This is a genomic window from Halobacillus sp. BBL2006 (assembly GCF_000786645.1).
In the GTDB taxonomy this organism is placed as follows: domain Bacteria; phylum Bacillota; class Bacilli; order Bacillales; family Halobacillaceae; genus Halobacillus.
This window is the reverse complement of sequence record NZ_JRNX01000304.1, coordinates 1-2,486: the sequence shown is the minus strand read 5'-3', so window position 1 is coordinate 2,486 and position 2,486 is coordinate 1. Positions and strand designations below refer to the sequence as shown.

Sequence of the window (2,486 nt, the reverse complement as noted above, 5' to 3'; positions counted from 1 at the left end):
TCTATCAGCCGGAAAAAGGAGAAATAAGAGTTAGAGGAGAAAAAGCGAATATTACCGATCCGAACGTAGCGAATGCCTTGGGAATCGGGATGGTTCACCAGCACTTTATGCTAGTAGATACGTTCACGGTTACAGAGAACATCGTGCTTGGAAGTGAACCGAAAAAGGGTTTCACGGTAGATATAAAACGTGCAGAAAAAGAAGTTAAAGAGCTTTCTGAACGTTACGGTTTGAATGTAGACCCGAAAGCGAAAATTCGAGATATATCTGTTGGTATGCAACAGCGAGTAGAGATTTTGAAAACGCTCTATCGAGGAGCGGAAATCTTAATTTTTGATGAACCTACTGCTGTGTTGACCCCTCAGGAAATAAATGAATTGATTGATATTATGAAGAGTCTTGTGAAAGAAGGCAAATCCATCATTCTGATTACACACAAGCTGAAGGAGATCATGGAGGTTTGTGATCGCTGTACGGTTATTCGTAAAGGTCAGGGAATCGGAACCGTGGACGTTTCAGAAACGAATCCGACAGAACTTGCCTCTTTGATGGTTGGTCGAGAAGTCAGTTTTTCTACAGAGAAGAAGCCAGCTGTTCCTAAAGAAACTTTCTTATCAATTAAAGACCTGCGTGTCAAAGATGTACGAGGAGTAGAGATGGTCAAGGGGTTAAACCTTGACGTTCGTGCCGGGGAGATCGTAGGCATCGCCGGGGTGGATGGAAATGGTCAATCTGAGCTTATTGAAGCGATTACAGGACTTCGAAAGAGTGAGTCAGGCAGTATCCAATTGCATGAAAAAGTTATTACGAACCTAACACCAAGAAAAGTCACACAAGCGGGAGTATCTCACATTCCGCAAGACAGACACAAGTTCGGTCTAGTCCTTGATTTTCCAATAGGTGAAAACATGGTCCTCCAAAGCTATTATCAAGAGCCTTTCTCTAAAAAAGGTGTTATGAACTTTAAAAACATCTATAAAAAAGCGCAAGAACTGATCGATGAGTATGATGTACGGACACCTGATGCATATACGAAGGCTCGTGCCTTATCAGGTGGTAACCAGCAAAAGGCGATTATCGGCCGTGAAGTGGATCGTTCTCCAGACTTGATTATTGCTGCTCAGCCGACACGAGGGTTAGATGTGGGGGCGATTGAGTTCATTCACAAGAAACTGATTGAAGAACGCGATAAAGGCCGCGCTGTACTTTTATTATCTTTCGAATTGGAAGAAATCATGAATCTAAGTGACCGTATTGCCGTCATGTTTGACGGGAAAATTGTAGCCGACGTGAAACCAGAAGAAACCAATGAACAAGACCTTGGCTTATTAATGGCTGGAAACACGGATCAGAAAGCAGGTGGGCAATAAATGTTTACAAATCGCACAGTGAATATTCTTATACCGATTATTTCGGTTGTATTAGGCCTGCTTTCTGGAGCGATCATCATGCTTGCTTTTGGTTACAATCCAGTCAAAGGCTATGCCGCCTTATGGAACGGTGCTTTTGGAGATGCTTATTTCTTCGGTGAAACGCTGAGACAAGTTACCCCTTATATTCTTTCGGGTTTAGCCGTAGCCTTCGCACTACGTACGGGATTATTGAACATTGGGGTGGAAGGCCAAGTGTTCGTAGGCTGGCTGGCTTCTGTCTGGGTCGGTGTTGCATTTGATTTACCAGGAATCATACACCTGCCTTTAGCTATTTTAGCCGCAGCTCTTGCAGGAGCGTTCTGGGGGTTTATTCCCGGAATATTAAAAGCGAAACTTGGAGTTCACGAAGTTATTGTAACCATCATGATGAACTACATTGCGCTCTATGTTTCCAATGAAATTGTGCGTAATGTTATTACAGATGGTGAGGACCAGACAGCAAGGATTCCAGAAACGGCTTCGCTTGCTTCCGAATGGCTAGCAGGGATGACTTTCTATTCCAGATTGCACTGGGGTCTGCTTGTAGCTTTATTCATGGCATTAGTCATGTGGTTCTTCCTTAATAAAACAACGCGTGGTTTTGAGCTGCGCTCAGTTGGGTTCAACCAGAATGCTTCCGAGTATGCTGGAATGAGCGTTGGTAAAAACATTGTTTTAGCTATGGTAATTTCAGGGGCGTTCGCGGGTCTTGCCGGAGCAATGGAAGGCTTAGGAACGTTTGGCTATATGTCTGTAAAATCAGGCTTTACGAATATTGGGTTTGACGGAATCGCGGTAGCTTTGCTTGGCGCGAACACAGCTCTTGGTGTCGTACTTGCTGCCTTTTTGTTTGGTACATTGAAGATCGGTGCCCTGAACATGCCGACAGCAGCCGGAGTACCAACGGAGCTCGTAGAAATTGTCATTGCACTTATCATATTTTTTGTTGCATCAAGTTATATGATCCGCTGGATTATTTTACGATTTAAAAAGGAGGGGAAATAAATGGGGTTTTTTGATGTATTAGCATCCATCATTCCACAAGCATTGTTTTTTGCATCCCCTCTGATTTTT

Annotated in this window: 2 protein-coding genes; both read left to right on the top strand. The window is 43.5% G+C overall.

The genetic code is table 11. The features are described 5' to 3' along the window. Positions 1-1,370 (top strand): ABC transporter ATP-binding protein (locus LD39_RS09800; RefSeq protein ID WP_035545669.1); only part of this gene is annotated, 1,370 nt, incomplete at its 5' end. Next, entirely contained in the window at positions 1,371-2,417 is a 1,047-nt protein-coding gene (locus LD39_RS09795) for an ABC transporter permease (RefSeq protein ID WP_035545667.1), read from the top strand. It abuts the gene before it with no gap. Positions 2,418-2,486: the final 69 nt, after the last annotated feature.